This is a genomic window from Bacillus sp. T2.9-1 (assembly GCF_950097965.1).
Classification (GTDB): Bacteria; Bacillota; Bacilli; order Bacillales; family Cytobacillaceae; genus Niallia; species Niallia hominis.
Genome location: NZ_CATNHG010000003.1, coordinates 1 through 3,645, shown reverse-complemented (window position 1 = coordinate 3,645; position 3,645 = coordinate 1). Strand labels below are relative to the sequence as shown.

Annotated in this window: 2 protein-coding genes; both read right to left on the bottom strand. The window is 32.7% G+C overall.

The features are described 5' to 3' along the window. Positions 1-500: 500 nt before the first annotated feature. Positions 501-773, bottom strand: a complete 273-nt coding sequence (locus tag QQZ16_RS01500; RefSeq protein WP_016203034.1) for an HU family DNA-binding protein — start codon at positions 771-773, stop codon at positions 501-503. 477 nt (positions 774-1,250) lie between these two features. Next, positions 1,251-2,729 carry a stage IV sporulation protein A gene (gene spoIVA / locus QQZ16_RS01495; RefSeq protein WP_235252798.1) on the bottom strand — a complete coding sequence of 493 codons (1,479 nt, stop codon included), beginning with the start codon at positions 2,727-2,729 and terminating at the stop codon, positions 1,251-1,253. Between the last annotated feature and the right edge of the window lie 916 nt (positions 2,730-3,645).

Genomic DNA, 3,645 nt, shown 5'->3' with positions numbered 1-3,645 from the left:
AATTGACCCATTGAGAAAGTAAATTCAAGTATTAGTTTTGAACAGTTCATTTTTATAAAAAGTTTCATAAAAATTTAGTTTTTTATCCTTGAATTTAGCTGATTTTATGAGCTATGAATATTTCAGGCTTTATTATATGTAAAGTTGTTGCTATGACCCGCAGCCTAAATACACTTCGCTTTCCATTGGTCGAGTGCCGAGCCGCTACCATAGGAGTCTACGTGTATTCAGGTTTATTAGTTATTGAATTTATTGGTTTTTTCTATTGGAAACACACCAATCTTTTAGAAAACAGCACTAAACAGAACTTTTCCATTTCAATCACATATTTTATTTATTATATCACAAGAGAAAGTAAAGGGGTACAATAGCTACTTTGGAAAGATTCTCTCTCTTATTCCTTTTTCTCCTTTCATTTCAATCATCATTATTTTATAAAAAAACTCACAAAAAAAAACCGCGATAATTTCGCGGTTTTAGTGAAATACTATTATATGTAATTATTTCACTGCGTCTTTAAGTGCTTTACCTGGTTTAAAAGCAGGAACTTTGCTTGCTGCGATTTCAATTTCTTCACCAGTTTGTGGGTTACGACCTTTACGAGCCGCACGTTCACGTACCTCGAAGTTACCAAAACCGATAAGTTGAACCTTATCTCCATCTTTTAAAGCATTCAAGATTGTATCGAAAACAGCGTCAACTGCTTTAGTAGCGTCCTTTTTTGATAGTTCACTTGCTTCAGCAACTGCATTGATTAATTCTGTCTTGTTCATGCCTTTCACCTCCTCCCGAGTGTTTCAAATAAAAGCCTAAAATTAGTTTCATATCTTTATTTGTAAACAAATTAACGGAATTATATACGTCCTACCGAATTTTTTCCTAAATGACATACATTTGTTCACTCAAAGAAGTATTCAAGTATAAAGTAACTTAACCCTTACATAAAGAATAAGAAACCTTATATAACGCTAATTCCTTTAAAAGATTATCATAATCGTTTATGCATATCAAGAAATTTTATGTATTGATAGCGATATTTTCTTATTTTGAAATAAAAGCGTAACATTAAAACCATAAAATTTCCATTTACAACCAAAATTAAAGCGTAAAAAGAACTATAACTCCATTGTTTCACTTAAGTAAATGGTGGGTATAAGAATAAATAAAATGCCTCTATTAGGCTTTTTTTATACCAACTTTCGCTTTCTTCTCGAAATAAAATGAAAAAAAAGAACCCTAAAATAGAGTTCTTACAAAATAATTGCTATTAGTCCACCAGAACCTTCATTGATAATTCTTTCTAATGTTTCTTTTAATTTATAGCGAGCATTTTCTGGCATAAGGGAGAGTTTAGCTTGAATGCCTTCTCGGACGATTGAACTTAAGCTTCTTCCAAAAATATCTGAATTCCAAATTGATAATGGATCATCCTCAAAATCCTGCATTAAATATCTGACTAATTCTTCACTTTGTTTTTCCGATCCAATAATTGGAGCAAATTCACTTTCAACATCTACTTTAATCATATGGATAGAAGGCGCTACAGCTTTTAGTCTAACGCCGAATCTAGATCCCTGACGGATGATTTCAGGTTCATCTAAGCTCATATCAACTAAGGATGGAGCAGCAATCCCATAACCTGTTTGCTTCACCATTTTTAATGCATCTGAAATTTGATCATATTCCGTTTTTGCATGGGCAAAATCTTGCATTAATTCTAGTAAGTGGTCTTTTCCTCTAATTTCTACCCCGACAATTTCTTTTAAAATGTCATCATATAACTCATCTGGTGCAAATAGATCAATTTCGGCAATCCCTTGGCCCATTTCAATGCCAGCTAGACCAGCATTTTCAATAAATTCATATTCACTAAATTGAGAGACAACTCTATCTACATCTCTTAATCTCTTAATGTCTTTTACTGTTTCTTTTACTGCTTCTTGGTAATTATCTCTTAACCAATGATTTTCTCTTAATACCATTACCCAGCTCGGTAAATTCACATTTACTTCCAATACCGGGAACTCGAATAATGCTTCACGCATTACATTTAAAACATCTGCTTCACGCATACTTTCTACACTCATCGCAATTACTGGGATATCGTATTTTTGAGAAAGCTCATCCTTTAATGCTTCCGTATTGGGATGATATGGCTGTGCACTGTTTATAATCATAATAAACGGCTTCCCAACCTCTTTTAATTCCTCAATTACTCTATTTTCAGCTTCTAGATAGTTACTTCTTGGAATATCGCCAATAGTACCATCTGTTGTAATAACTACTCCAATTGTACTGTGCTCTTGAATTACCTTTCTAGTTCCTATTTCAGCAGCTTCATGGAATGGAATTGGTTCTTCATACCATGGTGTATTTATCATTCTAGGCCCATTTTCATCCTCATATCCTTGTGCTCCAGGCACTGTATAGCCAACACAATCAACAAGCCTAATATTTACTTCTAACCCTTCATCTACTTTAATAGAGGCCGCTTGATTTGGAACGAACTTCGGTTCTGTTGTCATAATCGTTTTTCCTGCTGCACTTTGAGGAAGCTCATCTTTTGTTCTTGTTCTTTCCCCTTCATTTTCCATATTCGGAATTACGACCAATTCCATGAATTTTTTTATAAAAGTTGATTTTCCAGTACGTACTGCACCTACTACACCTAAGTAAATATCACCGCCCGTTCTTTCGGCAATATCTTTAAAAATATTTACCTTTTCCAAGTGATCCCCTCCTGAACTTTTCCTAGTACATGGGATAGAATTATCCTTTTAATACTATTAGACAATATATATTTATGATGTTGTCCTATCTCTTTATGACTTATTTTTTATTTTCCCCTCCTTTTTTTTGCTAGTTTTTATATTTACTTAGCAAGTTAGTTGTTTATGAACGTAAAAATGGTACCCATCCATACGTTTTTTATTTGATTCTGAAATTTACCTAATTCATAAAAAACACTCATAGATAAAATAAAAAACCTTCTCTTCAATATATACATGAAGAGAAGGGATATGACATTTTTGTTTGGAAAAAAGATAGAAAAGAGACAAGGAAGGGAAAATAATATTAATCAGCCAGTCTTTCTAGTTAACCAACATGTTTCAAGGTTTTCACACATCTCTATAATAAAGCATTTAAACTAAATCATCACTATGATTTAAGCGAACTTCCATTTGTGGATGCTTTCTTTCCTGACACCTAATGGGTAGTTGAGGCAATTTAAACCTTCACGGATAGTTTTATCTTCCACTTTCTTCCTCAAATTATCCTAAGCTTTCTGTTGCTTCTTCCTGAAGTTTAGAAATGGGAAAAATAAAAAAATCAAAGTAAAAAGTAGGGGAAACTTTTCACTTTGATTATCCATCAACTATTTGACCCATACCCTGTTCATTCCACTAGGTTGCTTCAAAACATTTTATGTTATTACATCCATTTTCGAACCATTAAAACGCCTATATTTGCTTAAAAAGATTCCTTTTTCATCCTTTTATAAGAAAGGATGAAAAATATAAAATGGTACCTGTAGTTAGGACACTTGAAAAAGAGTGTTTTATCTACAGGTATTTTTTTATATACTTAAATTACTAAAAAGGGATTAGGAGACAACATGAGTAAGATAACATTTTCAACGAAAGA